This window comes from Peptococcus simiae, assembly GCF_046569735.1.
GTDB classification, from domain to species: domain Bacteria; phylum Bacillota; class Peptococcia; order Peptococcales; family Peptococcaceae; genus Peptococcus; species Peptococcus simiae_A.
Map to the genome: position 1 here is coordinate 81567 of NZ_JBKICG010000004.1, position 17636 is coordinate 99202.

Below are 17636 nucleotides of genomic sequence, written 5' to 3' on the forward strand. Positions count from 1 at the left end.
ACTATGTTTATTAGTACAAGAGGAAATAGTAAAGCGGTTCACGCATCTGAAGCCATTATGCGGGGGATGGTCCCTGAAGGCGGCCTCTATCTGCCGGAGCAGTTTCCAACCATTGCCCTGGCTGACTTTGAAAGCCACCTGGACGATAGCTACCAGGACCTGGCCAAGTGGATTCTGGGCCTCCTTTTAGATGACTTCACTGAAGAAGAGGTCGCTGCATGTGTTGAAGCAGCCTACAATGAAGAAAACTTTGAACATCCGTCTGTGACCCCCCTGGTCAAGCTGACGGAAGGCAGCTATATTTTAGAATTGTGGCATGGGCCGACGGCCGCCTTTAAGGACCTAGCCCTGCAAATCATGCCCCACCTCTTGGTGACTTCTTTACGCAAGAATAACTGCCAAAAAAATGTAGTCATCCTGGTGGCCACCTCCGGAGATACCGGTAAGGCCGCCCTGGAAGGCTTCAAGAATGTCCCCGGCACCCAGGTGGTTGTCTTTTACCCTGACCAGGGTGTGAGCCCCATGCAGGAATTGCAGATGACAACGACCGATGGCAACAACACCCATGTGGTGGCTGTAAAGGGTAACTTTGATGACTGCCAGACGGCCGTCAAGGACCTCTTTGTCGACCAGGACATGATCCAGCGGCTGGACCAGGCCGGCTACCAATTTTCTTCAGCTAATTCCATAAACTGGGGCCGCTTATCTCCCCAGGTGGTCTACTATGTGGCCGCCTACCTGAACCTGGTCCGACGCGAGCAGATCCAACTCGGTGACTCGGTGGACTTTTCTGTGCCGACTGGCAACTTTGGGAATATCCTGGCCGCCTATGTCGCCAAGGAAATGGGCCTGCCCATTGGTCGCCTCATTTGCGCCTCCAATGAAAACAATGTCCTGACAGACTTCTTTAACACCGGGACCTATAACGCCAACCGTCCCTTCTACCGGACCATCAGCCCCTCTATGGATATCCTGATTTCCAGTAACCTGGAACGCTACCTCTACCTCAAAACAGGCGGCGATGGGGAGCAAATCAGCCAGTGGATGCAGGACTTGAAAGCCAGCGGGACCTTTACCATTCCCCAGGCCCTGCAGGAAGCCATGGCCGAAGATATCCTCGCAGCCGATGCAGATGCAGAGACCGCTAAAGAGGTCATTGCTCGGGTCTTTGAGGACAGCCGCTATCTCCTGGACCCGCATACCGCTGTTGCGGTATCAGCTGCAGCCCAGGCAGACCACCTGGTGGTGGTCGATGCGACGGCCAACCCCTTTAAGTTCGTTCAAGCGGTCAGTGAAGCCCTGGCTCCGGATAAGGATGTTTCCGAGGCCAATGTCTTAGACCTGATGAAGGAATTATCTGAAGTGACCAATACCCCGGTCCACCGGGCCCTGGCCAAGCTCTCCCAAAGCGGAGAACGGCCCCACCCGGTCATAGAGATTGCAGAGATCCGTGATACCCTCATGGACCTGCTACCCAAGGCCTAAGGACCACCTTGATAAATAATCCCATGATGAAAAGTCCCCAAGGGCCGGTGAAAATCCAGGCCTTGGGGGCTTTTTTGTATGGTATTAAAAGAATTGGATAGGGGAGGCCAAGTTCTGCAAGAGGGCTAAGACGCTCCAGGCTGCAGTGACACTGGACTTGGGGTTCTTGGGATCGACCTTCGAACTGATTTCGATGGTCGCCTTGGCCGAGGGGTTCTCGACGGTGACCCGGTGGGTATTGCCTGATTTTTCCGGGTCACTGACCAGGCGGACCCGGGTTTGGTCGGCACCACAGGTGACCAGGCCGGCGGCCACGCTGACATTGGTGTTTTTCGGGAAGCCGGCGATGGCTGCCTTGGCATTGCCTTCAAAGGCGGTGACCTTTTCGTCTGTGGGCAGGTCCTTGCCGGCTAGGTAGGGGGCCCCGTTCAGGCTCTTGGGGGCCTTGGTACTTTGGACTTCAGTGGTCGCCCCGCCCATGAGGTAGAGGGTCCGCATGATGTCAAAGCCGCCAAGGGCCCCACTGGTGATATGGACCTTCTGCCCGCTGGCCTTGGCCATCTCGACCAGTTGGGCCAAGAGGGCTTCGTCAGCGAGAGACCCTACAGAGCTAATGACCAGGTCCTTGTGGGCTCTTAGAATCTCCTCCCCATAGGCCTTGACCGCACCAACGCCGGCGATTTCCACCACCAGGTCAGCCCTGCTGTCGATGAGGGCATCGAAGTTGGGGAAGAGGGGGATGGTCTCTCCATCAATCTGGAGGCTATCCCCTTCCAAGACCTGGTCGTAAATACCGACCAGCCGGTAGTCATCCCTGAGTCGGTCTAAGAGGGCCGATACTAAAATTTTTCCCAAGGCACCATAACCAATCACTGCTAATTCTTTCATTTTTTTCCTCCCGGACTTATTCTTTAACTAGAAAACCTTCTTTTTCCAGCATAGCTTCCACTTCGTCCAAGGTCTTTTCATCATCAGCAGAGACGGTGTGGAAATGGTAGCCATCGGTGATATTCTTCAAGGGGGTGCTGACACTGGTGTAGATGTTATTCATGAAGTTTTGCACGTCCTTGCGGGACTTTACATCCATCCTGGCATTGATTTTGCCATAAATACGGTGTTCAACAAAGACATCCTCACAGCTGGCCCCCAGGTCCACGATGAGGTTGAGCTCATCTGTAATCTGGTCATCTCGGTGCCGGCACTTAAAGACCCGCTGGTGGCCGTTGGCCACTTCGATATAGTAGCCCCGGCTGGTGGCGATAACGGGCACCGCCTTGGCCCTTAAGAGGCCAATATCCTGGACGATGACCTGGCGCGAGACATCAAAGGCCTTGGCCAGCTCATCGCCGGGCAGGGGGGTGTCGGTCTCCTTTAACCGCTTTTCTAAGGCCGTCAGCCGGTCTTTTTTACTCATGGTCATGGGATAACTCCTTCATAGATAGGTCCAGGACCGGGGCCGAGTGGGTCAGGGACCCACTGGAAATTAGGTCGGCGCCGAGGTCCTTGTACTTGTGGAGGTTGGCCAGGCTAATATTGCCGGAAAGCTCAACCAGGGCCCGGCCTTGGATTAGGTCAACGGCTTCCTTAATGGCCTCAGGGTCCATATTATCCAGCATGATGATATCGGCCCGGGCATCGAGGGCCTCCTGGACCTGGGCCAGGCTTTCGACCTCTACTTCAATTTTGCGGACAAAGGAGGCATAGGCCCGCGCCTTGTCTACAGCGGCCTGGATGCTGCCCGCCGCCTCAAGGTGGTTATCCTTGAGGAGGACCCCATCTGTGAGGTTATAGCGGTGGTTGGCCCCACCGCCGACGGTAACCGCATACTTGGCAAAGAGGCGAAAGTTAGGGGTGGTTTTTCTGGTATCCACAATCTTGGTTTTTGACCCGGCCAGGATATCGGCCATCTTGCGGGTATAGCTGGCAATGCCGCTCATCCGTTGCAAGAAGTTCAGGGCTACCCGTTCACCGGTCAGGAGGGCGCGAATTTTCCCGTAAACGATGGCTATCACTTCGCCCGGTTGCACCGGGTCCCCATCTGCCTTCTGGAAGGCGACACGGCTTTCGGCATCCAATAAGGTGAAGACCCTTTCAAAAACCGCCAGGCCGGCTAAAATCCCCTCTTCCTTGGCCAGGAGCTTGACCTGGCCCCGGGCCTCAGCATCAATGACTGCATTGGTGGAAATATCTTCTTCATTGATGTCTTCCTTGAGGGCAGCCAGGATATAGTCATCGATTAAAAAATGGTGTAACTGGTTGGTCATAGAGGCTCCTTTCTGCAGCTTATTCTAGCCACAAATGGCCAGCATCCGGGTTAGGGGGAGTTTGGCCCGTTCTGCCAGGCTGGGATCGACATGGACTTCATTTTTCCCTGTTTTTAAAATATCAATGATATCATCGAGATGGACCTGCTTCATCCCCGCACAGATTAAATCGGGGAAGATAAAGGTCCGGTCCGGGTAGGTTTTTTCCAGTTCGTAGCAGATTCCTTCTTCAGTGATGATGATATGGACCTCCCGGTCCAAGTCTTTGTTGGCATCAATCCTTGTCGCCAGCTTAGCCAGGGTGAAGGAATCGCCAACATAGTCAGCGGCCGTTTGAACCGTCCCACTCACATAGTAGTGGGCAAGGATGACAGCATTTTTTTCTTTCTTTAAGCTTTCCAGTGTTTTCTGGTCCATAACTATCTCCAATCCTCTTGTTTATTGTAAAGGTTTTGTGAAGTCACTTTTACCAGAGTCCATGATACCATAAATCCTGAAAAGGGGGCTGTGTCAGAATGAGTAAAATCATTCGACACAGCTCCTGGATTGCAGACAAACTTAGCCCTAATTGATTTATAAAATTCTCCTTAGCTATATATTATAAGCTTACATGGATATATCCATAAACAAAGTCTCTCCTCATTTTTTTGAGCTGGGACTTTGTTTGTTGGAGGGGCTATTTTGCAACAACCCCAACAGTCCGTTTTTTCGGCTAGTCTTCATACCACTTAAAAGACCAACCTTCTCCAACCTTGCCCGGTCAAATTTGCGACCGGAACCCCTCTGTATTATAGTCCTTTATCATTTGTAGCCAGATCCGGGCCCGGTTACCAGGGAAATTATGATAAAAAGGTAAAAAAACACTTGCTTTTTACTTAGAATTGAGGTATTATAATTCTCGTAGCTTATTCGGGGATATGGCGCAGTTGGGAGCGCGTCTGAATGGCATTCAGAAGGTCAGGGGTTCGAATCCCCTTATCTCCATAAGTGATAATACTGTCGTGTACAGTAAGAGAAGAACCGCTCTGTTGAGCGGCTCTTTTTTTATGCAATGAGACTGAAAGGGTCTGTTTTAAACTCAGTTCTAAAGCTCTTATCTAAACCTAAGCCAAAACGATTCCAGGTATTTTGCAAAGCGGGCAGCTATTTCTTTTTGCTTTTTGGCGGTGACGTGTGTGTCTATCTGCAGCCTTGTTTCTACGGATTTATAACCTAGTCTATTTTGTACTTCTTTTACGGTTGCGCCGATGGGGGTGGGCCGACTGGATTTTGTGTTTTTGGGCTGCCGCTGATGCTTTGCTAGGGTCATCTGTGGTTAGGGCTTGCTTTACCTTCCATCTTGGGACGACAACAGGCAGGTCCAGCAGGTCCTCAAGGCGGTTCAAAGCCGGAAAAAGGAAGATGTTTTAAACATGTCCGGGACCATTGGCTTTATCACGACAGATGGCTTTACGGACCTGGACCAGTACTACCGCAAGCGGGTGAATGACGGCATCTTTGCCACCCTTACCGGCAGCTATGACTACCAAACAATAAACCGGCGGATTATCCACGAAATGGCCGCCAGCGGCGTCCGGGTCTATGACTTCGAATCAGGCGTCACCCGGACCATTGACGGCCATGTGCGGACCCTCCTCCGGACCGGGCTTTCCCAAATTAGCCACGAGATCACCAGCTTAAACATGGATACCATGAGCGCCTGCTACGTGGAAGTCTCTGCCCACATAGGTGCCCGGCCCAGCCATGCTGACTGGCAGGGAGGCGTCTACTATTGGGCAGAGAAAGACAAGACCGGAGACGGCAACCAAGCCGGCCTACCGGACTTTATTGAGGTGACAGGATATGGCAGCGGCCCCGGCCTTTGTGGCTGGAACTGCCGCCACTCCTTTTTTCCTTATTTCCCCGGCCTATCTGAACGGACCTATAGCAAAAAAGACCTGGAGAACATAGACCCTCCCCCCTTTGAATATGAAGGCAGGACCTATACCGCCTATGAAGCCAGCCAAAGACAAAGGCAGCTGGAACGGACCATGCGTAAAACCCGGCGGACCATTATCGGCTACCAGGCAGCCGGCGCCCCGGATGTCAAGGTTGCTGAACAAGTCATCCGCTTGCGTCGACAAAGAGAGGCCTACAAGAGATTTTCCAGGGCGGCCAAGCTCCGGCCCAAGCTTGAGCGGACAGCAGTTGGCGGGTATAATAGAAGTATAAGCAGCAAGGCCGTATGGAGCCATAGGCGGGCGCAGAAACAGGCAGAGGGCGCATATCATCTTGGGTCACCTGAGGATAGCTTAAATCTGCTAATCAAAGATAACCGCCTAAGGCGTGCTATCCAGGGCGGAGCCTATAACTTAAAGATTCATGAAGGCCGGCAGGGGAAGCACATAAAAGAGCACAACAACTATTCAGGTGAAAGCTATCTGCTTGAAGGTGTTGATCCCCAGGAGTTGGTTTACAAGTACGCAGGCACAGGCGAATTTAAGAGAAACAGAGGGGGCGGAGATTGGACAAATAAGGAGTTTATTGAGGCAGATGCATTTATTGGTGTAGTTGTTGAAAACGGTGAGGAAATGGCAAGCACAAAATATTTCAGCATCCACTATTCAAAAGATAAAGGAACGCATGTTGTACCTAGATTAGGGGGCTTAAAATGATTCCTAGAAAAGAGTTGAGGGACCTGCCCGGACATAACGTTCGTGTTAAGATGACGAATGGTATGATTAGCGAAGGCTTTTGTACTGAATGGCAGCCGCCTGCTGATGAAGATGAACGAGACAATATTACCATTAGGGAACACGGAATACTCTATGAAATCAACGACTATGAAATCGAGAGCATTGAGATTCTAGATTGATGGACGCATTTGCACATGAATAACTTCACGATCATCTACCGTATCCTAAAGACCCTTAACACTGCCTTAGACTGTCCAGAACCGGATATGACCCGGATTTCTGCTGAACAACTTGGAATTAGTCCCATAAAAAGGGATAATATCTTAAGGTTAATGCAGGAAGAAGGCCTCATTAGGGAGCTGGGCATAACGGGCTATTTTGATGGCGTCCACTATGTGGACGATAGCCAGGTTCATATTACTTTTGCAGGCATGCAATACTTGCAGGAGAATAGTATGATGAAAAAGGCCGCTAACCTTGCCAAGGGCATAGCGGACACAATCTTATAGCCAACCACCTGGAAGGGTGGTTTTTTCATGCCAATCATCAGCAAAGGGGGGTGAGGCGGATGGGACATAAGTCAATGGTTCTGAAGCTCTAGGAGGTGATCCACTATCTCCCGTGCAGGGTAAAACACAAAAGGGTTTAAAAAGCTAGCAGCTGTGGTATACTATATATAAGACAGTGCCTTTGCCGCCTGTCAAAAAGGATATTGCAGTCCTGCGAACAGAAAAACCCACCGAGGGCAAGTCGGTGGGTTTTTTGTTGGGCTAGTTGTCACTATGCTCTCCATCTAGCCACTTGCAGATATAGTGGCAAGCTATACCTGCTATGATGGAAAGTAAAAAGGATATTGCAATTGTCATGCGAACCACCCCCTTCCGTTGCCGGAATGGGTAATGACAACGAAAGTATTATACCATACCGACCTGGACAAGTCGTTAAAAGGTCTATTTTCTATGCCCAAAACGCTTATGGCAGAAAACTGTGACGGATATCGTCTTACAGGACGTTAACAAGGAGGTAACCAATGCCCGAAGATAAAACCACGCCTGTCGCAGAAGAACAGGCAGACCAGGCGGCAGAAACAAAAACCGAAGCCCCCGAAGACCAGGCGCAGCAGGACGAAGAGAAGCGCTTTACCCAAGCGGAGGTAGACGCCAAGTTTGTCCGTGAAATCCAGAAGGGCCTGCGGGACAAGCTCTTGGGCCAACTGGAAACCGGGACCGGTGCTGTGACGGCAACAGGCCGACAGGCCACTTATCCTTTATAAAGGGTCGTTTTTAGCGGAGAAGTAGCCGCGATTCTTGCGACCTGTTCGAAGCAGTCCCTTAGGGAGACGTATAGGTGATCTTGATTATGGAAAAAAGACATAAAAAGGGGCTGTGTCAGAATGAGTAAAATCATTCGGCACAGCTCCTTGCTTATAGACAAACTTAGCCCTAATTGATTTATAAAATTCTCCTTAGCTATATATTATAAGCTTACATGTTATAAGCTTACATGGATATATCCATAAACAAAGTCCCTCCTCACTGTTTTGAGCTGGGACTTTGTTTGTTGGAGGGGCTATTTTGCAACAGCCCCTTTTCATTAAATGGCTTGAGCGATATAGTCACCGATGGCACTGCAGCTGAGTTCCTGCATGCCGGGGGTGAGGGTGTCTGCGCTCCGGTAGCCTTGGTCTAAGAGTTGGTCGACGGCTTTTTCAATGGCCCTGGCTTCTTCGGAAAGGCCCAGGGAGTAGTCCAACATCATGGCGGCAGAGAGGATGGTCCCGATGGGGTTGGCGATGTTTTGACCGGCAATATCTGGGGCAGACCCGTGGATGGGCTCGTAAAGGCCAAAGCTGCCATCTGCCATGGAGGCAGAGGGGATCATGCCGATGGAGCCGGTAATCATGCTGGCCACGTCGGATAAAATATCCCCGAACATATTTTCAGTGACGATGGTGTCAAACTGGCCCGGGTTCCCAACAATCTGCATGGCGGCGTTATCGACATACATGTAGTTGACGTTTACATCGGGGTAGTCTGAGGCCATGGTCTGGCAAATTTTTCGCCAGAGCTTGGAAGAGTCGAGGACATTGGCCTTATCCACCAGGCAGAGCTTTTTCTGTCGCTTTTGGGCGGTGGTAAAGGCTACGGTCAGGATCCGGCGGATTTCTGCTTCAGAATAGCGCAGGTTGTCCTCGGCATAGGTTTGGCCATCTTCCTCGAAGGTGCGGTGGTTGCCGAAGTATATACCGCCGGTCAGTTCTCTGACGATGACAAAGTCAAAGCCCTGTTCGCTAATGTCTGCCCGTAAAGGAGAGGCGGCTTTTAGTTGGGAAAAGAGCCGGGAAGGGCGCAAGTTGGCATAGAGGCCCAGACGCTTGCGGAGGGCCAGGAGGCCCTTCTCCGGGCGGATTTCCTTGGGGACGTCATCCCACTTGGGACCGCCAACGGCCCCCATGAGGACGGCATCGGCTGCTTGGCAGGCGGCCAGGGTTTCGTCCGGCAAGGGCTGGCCGTGGCGGTCGATGGCAGCGCCGCCAAAGGCGTACTCCTGGATGTGAAAGCTGTGTTGGTACTTGTCGGCGACGGCCTGGAGGACCTTAACGGCTTGTTGGATAATCTCTGGGCCAATGCCATCGCCGGGTAAGACTGCAATTGTTTTTTCCATAAGGCTCCTTTCTAGGCTTGGACCTTGCCTTTTTGAATATAGTTAATCCAGCCGCCATCTTGAATGATTTCCTGGATAAAGGCCGGGAAAGGTGGGGCCTGGTAACTTTCATTTTTGGTGATGTTCTTGATTTCGCCGGTTTGCAAGTTGACCTGGACTTCATCGCCGGCCTCGATTCGGTCCACGGCTTCATCGCATTCGATGATGGCCAGGCCGATGTTGATGGCGTTGCGGTAGAAAATCCGGGCAAAGGTGCGGGCGATAACGCAGGAAATACCGCTGGCCTTGATGGCAATCGGGGCGTGTTCCCGGGAAGACCCACAGCCAAAGTTCTGGCCGGCCACGATGATATCGCCTTCCTTGACGGTATCGGCAAAGTCGGCGTCAATATCGACCATACAGTGCTTGGCCAATTCATCCGGATTGGATGTGGTTAAATAGCGGGCCGGAATGATAACATCCGTGTCCACATTGTCTGCATATTTATATACTTTTCCGCTCATGGTGCAGCCTCCTTTAGTTTAATTCTGTCGGTGAGGTGATTTTACCTGTGATGGCACTGGCCGCAGCCACTGCCGGGGAAGCCAGGTAAACTTCGGATGAGGGATGGCCCATCCGGCCGACAAAGTTACGGTTGGTGGTGGCTACACAGCGTTCATGTTCAGCCAGGATCCCCATATGACCACCTAAGCAGGGGCCACAGGTCGGGGTGGAAAAGACGGCGCCTGCTTCTACAAAGGCCTGGGCATAGCCTTTTTCCACCGCTTCCAGGTAAATCTTCTGGGTGGCCGGGATGACAATCATTCGGACCCCGTCAGCGACCTGCTTGCCCTTAATCAGGTCGGCGGCAATGGCTAAGTCAGACAGCTTGCCATTGGTGCAGGAACCGATGACCACCTGGTGGATGGGGATATCCTCTTCAATCTCGCTAAAGGTGCGGGTATTGGAGGGCAGGTGGGGGAAGGCAACGGTGACTTCCAGGCTGGAGAGGTCAATCTCAATGACCTGGCTGTATTCGGCGTCTTCATCGGGCTGGTAGACGGTGTAGGGGACGTCGGTGCGGTCGGCAACGTAGGCTTCAGCGGCTTCATCGACGGCAAAAATCCCGTTTTTAGCGCCGGCTTCAATGGCCATGTTGGCCATGGAGAAGCGGTCATCAACGCTCAGGGAGGAGACCCCGGGGCCGGTGAACTCCATAGACTTGTACCGGGCACCGTCTACGCCGATTTTACCGATAATGTGAAGGATAATGTCCTTACCGGAGACCCAGGGCTGCAATTCACCCTTTAATTCAAAGCGGATGGTTTCAGGCACCCGCAACCAGGCCTTACCGGTCCGCCAAGCAGCGGCAACGTCCGTTGACCCAACCCCGGTACTAAAGGCGCCAATGGCCCCATAGGTGCAGGTGTGGGAATCGGCCCCGATGACAATCATGCCCGGCCGTACCATACCCCGCTCTGGGAGGAGGGCGTGCTCAATGCCCATCCGGCCGGCGTCAAAGAATTGTTTGATGGCATGCTTTTTACAAAATTCGCGGGTCCGTTTGGCCTGCTGGGCAGACTGGATGTCTTTGTTGGGGACAAAATGGTCCATGACCATGGTGATTTTATCCGGGTCAAAAACTTGGTCGAAGCCGGCTTTTTCAAAGACATCAATACTGACCGGGGAGGTAATATCGTTACTTAATACCAGGTCTATGTCCGCCAGAATGAGTTCACCTGGGCGGACAGAGGGGACATGGGCATGGGCAGCTAATATTTTTTCGGTCATCGTCATGGGACGTTGGTTGGACATAGTCATGCTTCCTTTCGCAATTAAATTTGCTCGCTTTTATTGCGGCTGATGATTTGGTTAACCCCGTTGATATAGGCCATTAAGCTGGCGTCAATAATATTGGTGCTGGTAGCCCGGCCGGTGTAGTACTTGCCGTCACAGGAGAGTTTGATCAAGGCCTCCCCTTGGGCATCGACCCCTTCGGAAATAGAGTTGATTTGGTAGCTTTCCAATTGGGCATCTACCCCAATAATATCGTTAATGGCGGAATAGGCGGCATCGATGGGGCCGTCGCCTTTGGCCACTTGTTCAATGACGGACTTATCTTCTTCGTGGTTCAATTGGACACAGGCCATGGCAGAAACCAGAGACCCGACATTGGCATTGAAGGCTTTTAAGCTGTAGTAGGGGGTGATTTGACTGCTCTGCTGGCCCATGATAACGGATTCAATATCCCGGTCGCTAATGTCTTTTTTCTTGTCGGCCAAGTCCTTGAAGCGGTGGAAGGCCTCGTTCAGCTCTTCTTCCGTTAAGTGGTAGCCCATATTTGCCACTTCGGCCTTAAAGGCATGGCGGCCGGAGTGTTTTCCTAAGACCATCCGTTGTTCTGGATAGCCGATGTCTTTTCTGGACATAATTTCATAGGTGGACTTGTTGGACAAGACCCCATGCTGGTGGATGCCGGACTCGTGGGCGAAGACGTTTTTCCCGACAATGGGCTTGGTCGGGGCAACAGGTACCCCGATAATGGCAGACAGCATCCGGCTGGTTCGATAGATTTGCTTGGTATCGATCCGGCAGCTGGCCTGGTAATAGTCATGGCGGGTCTTCAAGATCATGGCGACTTCTTCAAGGGCACAGTTACCGGCCCGTTCGCCAATGCCGTTGATGGTGCATTCCACTTGGCGGGCGCCGGCTTCGATGGCGGCCAAGGAGTTGGCCAAGGCCAGGCCCAGGTCATTATGGCAGTGGGTGGAAATGATGACATCGTCAATGCCTTTGACATGGTCTTTAACGCCCTTAATCATGGCGGTCATTTCAGCCGGGGTGGCATAGCCAACGGTATCAGGCAAGTTGATGACACTGGCGCCGGCGTCAACGGCTCTCTGGCACACTTCCCAGAGGAATTCCGGCCGGGTCCGGCTGGCATCTTCAGCAGAGAACTCAACCTGGTCGCACTTGGACTTGGCATAGGAGACGGCTTCAGTGACCTTGTCCAAGACCTGGTCAGGGGTCATTTTCAGCTTGTATTCCATATGGATATCGCTGGTAGCGATGAAGGTGTGAATCATCGGCTTGGCAGCGTGTTGAACTGCTTCATAGGCCTTGTCAATGTCGCTTTTCAAGGCCCGGGCCAAGGAGACGACATAGGCATTTTTAACGGACTTGGCGATTTCATTGACAGACCGGAAGTCTTCCGGAGAGGAGGCAGCGAAGCCTGCTTCAATGCAATCTACGCCTAATTCATCTATTTGGGCCGCTAACTGCAGCTTTTCCTTTAAATTCATACTGCAGCCGGGGGATTGCTCACCGTCACGCAAGGTGGTATCAAAAATACGAATTTGTTTCATAGTAGATTCCTCACTTTCTTTGCTCTTCTATATAATAGGGATTTTGCTAGGCGTTGTGGGTGGTAGGCGTAAAAAAGACCCCGTCTCTACATGTAGAGACGAGGTCTTGGGCTCGCGGTACCACTCTATTTGAAGATAATCATCTTCCCCTTTATCACATCGGCCGTAGCGAATGTGTTCTCAAGATAACGGTAGAGAGGCCGTCCTTCCTACTTAGCTGGGCTGTTCAGTCGGCTGCTCAGAGGGGAGTCTCCCTATCCGCCTTGTCGTTTTCCACCGGCCAACGACTCTCTGTAAAGGCTTTCCTAAGGATAAGTCCTCATCAATGCTTTTGTTATATAATACACATATTAACGGTTCAACTGTACCATGTCAAGCCTTTTATTAGAAAAAGTTAAATAAATCCGCCTAAGCTGACCTTATGGTCCCGTCAGCTACCTTTGTTTACTTAGGAATCGGCGGCCAGACCGATGATTGAATTGGGCCTAGCCCTTTGATATAATCACAGGTAATGATAACTTGTGATTTTGTAGTGAAGTACTGATGAAGGCCTGTCAAAGAAAGGACGCATATGAAGCCCTTTGTTCATTTACACAATCATACCGCTTTTAGCCTGCTGGATGGCGCCGGGCGCGTAGAAGATGAGGTGAAGCGAGCAGCGGAGCTGGGTATGCCGGCGCTGGCCATCACCGACCATGGGGTGATGTACGGCGCCGTTCAATTTTATAAAAGCTGCCAGGCCCATGGGATTAAACCTATTATCGGCTGTGAGGTCTATGTGGCCCGGCGGTCTCGCTTTCAAAAAGAAAGCGGCCGGGATGAAAAACCCTATCACCTGATCCTGCTCGTTGAAAATGACCAGGGCTACCACAACCTCTGCCAGCTGGTGACCCAATCCTACCTGGAGGGCTTTTATTACAAGCCCAGGATTGACCGAGACCTCCTGGCCAAGCACCATGAGGGCCTCATCTGCTTATCGGCCTGCCTGGGTGGCGAACTCCCCCAGATGATTATGGACGGGAATGAGGCCGCTGCCCGGGAAGCGGCCTTATGGTACAAGGAAACCTTCGGCCGGGATCACTTCTTTTTAGAATTACAAAATCATGGCCTGCCTGAGCAGCAGGTCGTTAACGATGCCTTGATCCGCCTGGGTAAGGAGCTGGACCTCGACCTGGTTTGCACCAATGATAACCACTACATTAAGCGGGAAGATGCGGAAGTCCAGGATGTAATGCTCTGTATCCAAACAGGCAAGACCCTGGATGAGCCGGACCGGATGCGGTTTGATAATAATGAATTCTATTTGAAAAGTTATGATGAGATGTTGGCCGCCTTTCCCAACCAGGAAGCTGCCTTGGACCGGACCGTTGCCATTGCAGACCGGTGCCAGTTTGACTTTACCTTTGGCTGTAACCACATGCCCTACTTTGATGTGCCGGAAGGCTATACCATCCCAGACTATCTCAAAAAGTTGTGCCTGGACGGTCTGGCTGACCACTATGAGACCGTCGATGCCCCCCTTTTAGAGCGGCTGGATAAGGAGCTTTCCGTTATTGGCCGGATGGGCTATGAGGCCTACTTCCTCATTGTATGGGACTTTGTCGATTACGCCAAGCGGAAGGGCATTTATGTAGGTCCGGGCCGGGGGTCGGCGGCCGGGAGCCTGGTGGCCTATGCCCTGGGTATTACAGCGGTAGACCCCATTAAGTATAACCTTCTCTTTGAACGATTTTTGAACCCGGAACGGGTCAACATGCCCGATATCGATATCGATTTTTGCTATGAACGGCGGGGCGAGGTCATTGACTATGTGACCCGGAAATACGGGGCTGACCATGTATCGCAGATTATCACCTTTGGGACCATGGCCGCCCGGGGCGCTGTTCGAGATGTGGGCCGAGTCATGAATGTCCCCCTGTCGACCGTTAACCGGGTTTGCAAGCTCATCCCCTTAGAGCTGGGGATGACCATCGACAAGGCCCTCAGTGCCGCCCCGGACCTCCGCCAGGCCATGGCTGACGATGACCAGATTGATAAGATGATCCGGATGGCCCAGCGGTTGGAGGGCCTGCCCCGCCATGCCGGGACCCATGCCGCCGGGGTAGTGATTAGCCGAGAACCTATGACCCATTATCTACCCCTCCAGACCGGCGGGGATGATGGGTCGGTGATTACCCAGTTTTCCAAGGACGAGGTAGAGGAGATTGGCCTTCTGAAAATGGACTTCCTCGGCCTGCGGACCCTGACGGTGGTCAATAAAACCATCGAACTCATTGAAAAACGACATGGCCAAAAAATTGACTTTCAGACCATCGATGAAAATGACCCACCCACCTATGAAATGCTATCCAAAGGGGACTCTCTGGGGGTCTTCCAATTGGAAGGCAGCGGCCTCCGGGTGGTCTTGAAGGACCTAAAGCCCAACTCCCTGGAAGACATCATTGCCCTGGTGGCCCTTTATCGGCCGGGTCCCTTGGGTAGCGGGATGGTTGATGACTTTATTGCTCGTAAGCATGGGGAAAAGGACATTGAATACCCCCACATGCTCCTGGAAGACATTCTCCGCCCAACCTATGGGGTCATCCTCTACCAGGAACAGGTTATGCAAATTGCCAGCCGCCTATCCGGCTTTTCTCTGGGCGAGGCAGATATGCTCCGCCGGGCCATGGGGAAGAAAAAGCCGGAAATTATTGAAGGCTTCCGGACCCAGTTTATAGAGGGGGCCCTAAAAAATGGCGTCAGCCGCGAGCAAGCGGCCCATATCTTTTCCTTGATTGAATACTTTGCCGGTTACGGCTTCAATAAGAGTCACAGTGCCGCCTATGGGGTCTTGGCCTTCCAAACGGCCTGGCTCAAATGCCATTATCCGGCTGAATTCATGGCGGAGCTCTTAAATTCCTTTGTGGATAATGCCGACAAGGTGACCTTTTACATTAAAGAATGCGTGGACCTGGGCATTCCCGTCCTGCCACCGGATATCAATGAAAGCGGCAAGGGCTTTACGGTGACCGCCGAAGGCATCCGCTTTGGCTTAAAGGCCATCCGAGGGGTCGGTGACGGCCCGATCGAGGCCATTACAGAGGCCAGGGAGACCGGTGGCCCCTTCCAGTCCCTCCAGGACTTTTGCCAACGGGTGGACCTGTCCCAAGGCGTCAATAAACGGGTTCTAGAGAGCCTGATCCGAGGCGGGGCCTTCCAGGAAATCACGCCCAACAAGCGGGCCCTCCTGGCCATTTTAAATGACTGCGTCCTTGAGGCCCAGGCCCTGCAGAAGGCCACCCATTCCAACCAGGTTTCTCTTTTTGACGTGGCAGATATTGACCCGGCCGCACAATTGGCAGCCATTCCCCTGCCGGATATCCCAGACTATGACAAGGCTGACCAGCTCCGGATGGAAAAGGAGCTCCTGGGTATTTATATCAGCGGCCACCCCCTGGATGACTACCGGCAGACCCTCCGGGCCCATCGGTCAGGGACAGTCAGTGACTTAAATGACCAAATGGATGGCCAGTACATTACCCTGGGCGGGATTTTAAGCGGGGTCCGCTTTCAGACCACCAAAAAGGGCGACCTGATGGCCTATGCTGAGCTGGAAGATGAGACCGGCAGCCTGAACCTCCTGGTCTTCCCCCGGTCACTCGGGGCCGTAAGGCGGCACCTGGAAGACGGGGAAATTGTCCTGGTCAGCGGTAAGTACCAGGCGGAAGAAGATGAGAAGAAGTGCTTCGTGAATGATATCCGCCCCCTAAGCGAGCTGGGACCGGCAGCAAAAAAAGAGGCCCCGGCTGCAGCGCCGGCGGCCCAGACAACCGAGCAGGCAGATAAGCCCCTGGCCCTTTTTGTCAAGGTCCACAGCCGGAGCCAGGAAGGGGACTTATTGGCAGTGCTTAAGGGGCATCCCGGCCGGCGACCGGTCTACTTTTACTATCCCGGTGACAAGAAGCTGGTGCGCCTGGATCCGGCCTATAATGTAGATGCTTCAGAATCGGTCCTGAAGGAACTACGCTTATACCTACCATATGATGACGTCACATTTACCGAACACCGGGGAGGTGCCTAATGGCCGAAGAACGTTTTAACTTGCGGCAGGCAGCTGTCGCCAAATTGCAGGCGCGGGGGATCGATTGTGAGGACATCGCTGCCCTCGTTTATGATTTACAGAATAAATACTTTCCCCGCCTAACCCTAGCCGATTGTACTGTAGCGGTAGAAGCGGTTTTAAATAAGCAGGATGTCCAGTTTGCCATCTTAACCGGCCTCTTTTTAGATGAGTGCTGTGAGCAGGGGCTCATGCCGGAAGGACTCCAGGAGGCCGTCGAAAACGACGAGGGCCTCTTTGGCATTGATGAGGCCCTGGCCATGTCCATTGCCAATATTTACGGGACCATCGGGGTCACCAACTTTGGCTATTTAGACAAGCAAAAACCGGGCATCATCGGCCATTTAGATGGTCATCCTACCCATGTGCATACCTTTTCTGATGACTTGATTGGTGCAGTGGCCGCCGCGGCAGCCGCCCGCATCGCACATAACAGTAAATGAGGTGACTTATGAAAATTGCAGTTTACTCCGGCACCTTTGATCCGGTAACCAATGGCCATTTATCTGTTTTAGAACGGGGGGCCCGCCTATTTGAACACGTTTACGTAGCGGTAGCCCGGCAGAACTATAAAAATACCCTCTTCACCACCGAAGAGCGGCTCATCCTCTTGGAGGATGCTGTGCGCTGTATCCCCAATGTTACTGTCGAAGCCTTTGACGGCCTCTTGGTGGACTTTGCCAAAGAAAAGGGGGCAGTAGGTATTTTAAGGGGCCTGCGGGTTATTACCGACTTTGAATACGAAATGCAGATGGCCTCTTTTAACAAGTACCTTTGTCCCAGTATCGACACGGTTTACCTGACGGCGGCACCGGAGTTCTCATTTGTCAGTTCCAGTATGATTCGCAACATTGCTGAGCTGGACGGGGATGTGTCCGCCTTTGTGCCCTGCGGGGTGGCAGAAGCCCTGCGGGAAAAATACGGCTATTCTGATGGCAGGGGCCGGCTTTGCCCGGATGGAACAGAAAAGACCTGCTTTTAGTTAAAGGCCTTTCGGCCCTATGTCCTGAGCCTAAAAAGTTGGATGTGATGATGACCAGCTTTTTAGGCTTAGGGCATTATTCTTTTATAGGCACCCGGGCAAGAAAAAAAGCAGCCTTTCGGC

The 17636-nt window shown here is 52.4% G+C and carries 16 protein-coding genes, 1 tRNA gene and 1 other annotated feature; of the genes, 9 read left to right on the forward strand and 8 right to left on the reverse strand.

Annotation, left to right across the window (positions count from 1 at the left end):
• Nucleotides 1–3 precede the first annotated feature (3 nt).
• A complete protein-coding gene (gene thrC, locus ACLGL1_RS02705) occupies nucleotides 4–1485 on the forward strand; it encodes a threonine synthase (protein WP_411007258.1) in 1482 nt (493 codons plus the stop codon).
• Nucleotides 1486–1569: 84 nt separating this feature from the next.
• Here the strand turns inward: thrC and ACLGL1_RS02710 are convergent, their stop codons facing one another.
• Genes ACLGL1_RS02710 through nadA form a run of 4 tightly spaced genes read right to left on the reverse strand, consistent with a single transcriptional unit; the run spans nucleotide 1570 to nucleotide 4166 of the window.
• Nucleotides 1570–2373, reverse strand: a complete 804-nt coding sequence (locus ACLGL1_RS02710) for an aspartate dehydrogenase domain-containing protein (protein WP_411007259.1) — start codon at nucleotides 2371–2373, stop codon at nucleotides 1570–1572.
• Nucleotides 2374–2389: 16 nt separating this feature from the next.
• Nucleotides 2390–2905, reverse strand: a complete 516-nt coding sequence (locus ACLGL1_RS02715) for a transcription repressor NadR (protein WP_411007260.1) — start codon at nucleotides 2903–2905, stop codon at nucleotides 2390–2392.
• Nucleotides 2892–3749 carry a carboxylating nicotinate-nucleotide diphosphorylase gene (nadC, locus tag ACLGL1_RS02720; protein ID WP_411007261.1) on the reverse strand — a complete coding sequence of 286 codons (858 nt, stop codon included), beginning with the start codon at nucleotides 3747–3749 and terminating at the stop codon, nucleotides 2892–2894. Before nadC ends, ACLGL1_RS02715 begins: the two co-directional genes overlap by 14 nt.
• 24 nt (nucleotides 3750–3773) lie before the next feature.
• On the reverse strand, nucleotides 3774–4166 hold the full coding sequence (gene nadA / locus ACLGL1_RS02725; protein WP_411007262.1) for a quinolinate synthase NadA: 393 nt from the start codon (nucleotides 4164–4166) through the stop codon (nucleotides 3774–3776).
• 494 nt (nucleotides 4167–4660) lie between these two features.
• Between nadA and ACLGL1_RS02730 the strand changes: the two genes are divergently transcribed.
• The 5 genes from ACLGL1_RS02730 (at nucleotide 4661) to ACLGL1_RS02750 (ending at nucleotide 7697) form a co-directional block, all read left to right on the forward strand.
• Nucleotides 4661–4733, forward strand: a tRNA-Ala gene (locus ACLGL1_RS02730).
• 338 nt (nucleotides 4734–5071) lie between these two features.
• The gene (locus ACLGL1_RS02735) at nucleotides 5072–6403 is read left to right on the forward strand and encodes a phage minor capsid protein (protein ID WP_411007263.1); all 1332 of its coding nucleotides are present in this window, start codon (nucleotides 5072–5074) and stop codon (nucleotides 6401–6403) included.
• Complete coding sequence (locus ACLGL1_RS02740; RefSeq protein WP_411007264.1) at nucleotides 6400–6603, forward strand: hypothetical protein; 204 nt, start codon at nucleotides 6400–6402, stop codon at nucleotides 6601–6603. The genes ACLGL1_RS02735 and ACLGL1_RS02740 overlap by 4 nt, the downstream gene beginning before the upstream one ends.
• Before the next feature lie 15 nt (nucleotides 6604–6618).
• Entirely contained in the window at nucleotides 6619–6933 is a 315-nt protein-coding gene (locus tag ACLGL1_RS02745) for a YjcQ family protein (protein ID WP_411007265.1), read from the forward strand.
• Between the two features lie 521 nt (nucleotides 6934–7454).
• The gene (locus ACLGL1_RS02750; RefSeq protein ID WP_411007266.1) at nucleotides 7455–7697 is read left to right on the forward strand and encodes a hypothetical protein; all 243 of its coding nucleotides are present in this window, start codon (nucleotides 7455–7457) and stop codon (nucleotides 7695–7697) included.
• A gap of 320 nt (nucleotides 7698–8017) precedes the next feature.
• Here the strand turns inward: ACLGL1_RS02750 and leuB are convergent, their stop codons facing one another.
• The 4 genes from leuB to ACLGL1_RS02770 are packed head-to-tail and all read right to left on the reverse strand — an operon-like array spanning nucleotide 8018 to nucleotide 12432.
• Nucleotides 8018–9088 (reverse strand): 3-isopropylmalate dehydrogenase, encoded by a 1071-nt coding sequence (leuB, locus tag ACLGL1_RS02755; RefSeq protein ID WP_411007267.1) that lies wholly within the window; start codon nucleotides 9086–9088, stop codon nucleotides 8018–8020.
• Nucleotides 9089–9099: 11 nt separating this feature from the next.
• Complete coding sequence (leuD, locus tag ACLGL1_RS02760; protein ID WP_408977369.1) at nucleotides 9100–9591, reverse strand: 3-isopropylmalate dehydratase small subunit; 492 nt, start codon at nucleotides 9589–9591, stop codon at nucleotides 9100–9102.
• Between the two features lie 13 nt (nucleotides 9592–9604).
• Nucleotides 9605–10882: a 3-isopropylmalate dehydratase large subunit gene (leuC, locus tag ACLGL1_RS02765; RefSeq protein ID WP_411007268.1), complete on the reverse strand. Its 1278-nt coding sequence runs from the start codon at nucleotides 10880–10882 to the stop codon at nucleotides 9605–9607.
• A gap of 20 nt (nucleotides 10883–10902) precedes the next feature.
• Nucleotides 10903–12432: a 2-isopropylmalate synthase gene (locus tag ACLGL1_RS02770; RefSeq protein ID WP_411007269.1), complete on the reverse strand. Its 1530-nt coding sequence runs from the start codon at nucleotides 12430–12432 to the stop codon at nucleotides 10903–10905.
• 91 nt (nucleotides 12433–12523) lie between these two features.
• Nucleotides 12524–12767, reverse strand: a binding site (T-box leader).
• A 236-nt stretch (nucleotides 12768–13003) separates the two neighbouring features.
• Here ACLGL1_RS02770 and ACLGL1_RS02775 point away from each other — a divergent pair.
• Genes ACLGL1_RS02775 through coaD form a run of 3 tightly spaced genes read left to right on the forward strand, consistent with a single transcriptional unit; the run spans nucleotide 13004 to nucleotide 17513 of the window.
• Nucleotides 13004–16492 carry a DNA polymerase III subunit alpha gene (locus tag ACLGL1_RS02775; protein ID WP_411007270.1) on the forward strand — a complete coding sequence of 1163 codons (3489 nt, stop codon included), beginning with the start codon at nucleotides 13004–13006 and terminating at the stop codon, nucleotides 16490–16492.
• A complete protein-coding gene (locus tag ACLGL1_RS02780) occupies nucleotides 16492–16974 on the forward strand; it encodes a phosphatidylglycerophosphatase A (protein WP_411007271.1) in 483 nt (160 codons plus the stop codon). The genes ACLGL1_RS02775 and ACLGL1_RS02780 overlap by 1 nt, the downstream gene beginning before the upstream one ends.
• Before the next feature lie 8 nt (nucleotides 16975–16982).
• Nucleotides 16983–17513: a pantetheine-phosphate adenylyltransferase gene (coaD, locus tag ACLGL1_RS02785; protein WP_411007272.1), complete on the forward strand. Its 531-nt coding sequence runs from the start codon at nucleotides 16983–16985 to the stop codon at nucleotides 17511–17513.
• The last annotated feature ends 123 nt before the right edge of the window (nucleotides 17514–17636 follow it).

What these genes read in the sequence shown, in the direction of transcription:
- thrC (WP_411007258.1), top strand. Translation starts at nt 4, where the DNA reads ATGTTTATTAGTACAAGAGGAAATAGTAAAGCGGTTCACGCATCTGAA.
- leuC (WP_411007268.1), bottom strand. Translation starts at nt 10,882, where the DNA reads ATGTCCAACCAACGTCCCATGACGATGACCGAAAAAATATTAGCTGCC.
- leuD (WP_408977369.1), bottom strand. Translation starts at nt 9,591, where the DNA reads ATGAGCGGAAAAGTATATAAATATGCAGACAATGTGGACACGGATGTT.
- ACLGL1_RS02775 (WP_411007270.1), top strand. Translation starts at nt 13,004, where the DNA reads ATGAAGCCCTTTGTTCATTTACACAATCATACCGCTTTTAGCCTGCTG.
- ACLGL1_RS02715 (WP_411007260.1), bottom strand. Translation starts at nt 2,905, where the DNA reads ATGACCATGAGTAAAAAAGACCGGCTGACGGCCTTAGAAAAGCGGTTA.
- coaD (WP_411007272.1), top strand. Translation starts at nt 16,983, where the DNA reads ATGAAAATTGCAGTTTACTCCGGCACCTTTGATCCGGTAACCAATGGC.
- ACLGL1_RS02745 (WP_411007265.1), top strand. Translation starts at nt 6,619, where the DNA reads ATGAATAACTTCACGATCATCTACCGTATCCTAAAGACCCTTAACACT.
- leuB (WP_411007267.1), bottom strand. Translation starts at nt 9,088, where the DNA reads ATGGAAAAAACAATTGCAGTCTTACCCGGCGATGGCATTGGCCCAGAG.
- nadC (WP_411007261.1), bottom strand. Translation starts at nt 3,749, where the DNA reads ATGACCAACCAGTTACACCATTTTTTAATCGATGACTATATCCTGGCT.
- ACLGL1_RS02770 (WP_411007269.1), bottom strand. Translation starts at nt 12,432, where the DNA reads ATGAAACAAATTCGTATTTTTGATACCACCTTGCGTGACGGTGAGCAA.
- ACLGL1_RS02780 (WP_411007271.1), top strand. Translation starts at nt 16,492, where the DNA reads ATGGCCGAAGAACGTTTTAACTTGCGGCAGGCAGCTGTCGCCAAATTG.
- ACLGL1_RS02740 (WP_411007264.1), top strand. Translation starts at nt 6,400, where the DNA reads ATGATTCCTAGAAAAGAGTTGAGGGACCTGCCCGGACATAACGTTCGT.
- ACLGL1_RS02710 (WP_411007259.1), bottom strand. Translation starts at nt 2,373, where the DNA reads ATGAAAGAATTAGCAGTGATTGGTTATGGTGCCTTGGGAAAAATTTTA.
- ACLGL1_RS02750 (WP_411007266.1), top strand. Translation starts at nt 7,455, where the DNA reads ATGCCCGAAGATAAAACCACGCCTGTCGCAGAAGAACAGGCAGACCAG.
- nadA (WP_411007262.1), bottom strand. Translation starts at nt 4,166, where the DNA reads ATGGACCAGAAAACACTGGAAAGCTTAAAGAAAGAAAAAAATGCTGTC.